Here is a 409-nt window from a genome sequence, read left to right on the forward strand (position 1 = left end):
CTACATTGATAGATCTCCAGCCGAGCGCATGACACTTGGCCAAGCCATTGACCGCTACATCGAAGACCATGTTCCTAAAATTAAAAGTCAGAGACCGACCACGCTCGCGCTGGAGCGTTTTAAGCGAGCGGAGCCTGAGCTTTGTTCAATGAAAATGGCGGCGCTTCGAACCCATCATTTTGATGATTGGCGGGATCGGCGGTTGAAAGAGCCGGCAGTTCGGGGCGCTCAGATCACCGCCCGAACACTCTCGGCAGGCACGGTGAAACATGAGCTTGGTATGCTTCGCGCGGTCATCAAGTATGTGCGAAAGCGGATCGGTCTAATTGAGAATCCGGTTTCGGATGCGCGTCGTCCAGTCGTGTTTGATGAGAGAGATGTCAGGATTTCTCGAGATGAGGAGGCCCGA

Annotated in this window: 1 pseudogene; it reads left to right on the forward strand. The window is 53.8% G+C overall.

Annotated elements, in window-relative coordinates:
* Positions 1-28: 28 nt before the first annotated feature.
* Positions 29-409, forward strand: a pseudogene (locus AQ1_RS12525) (hypothetical protein); the annotation flags it as partial.

The sequence above is a fragment of the Iodidimonas nitroreducens genome, assembly GCA_000710935.1.
GTDB classification, from domain to species: domain Bacteria; phylum Pseudomonadota; class Alphaproteobacteria; order Sphingomonadales; family Rhodothalassiaceae; genus Iodidimonas; species Iodidimonas nitroreducens.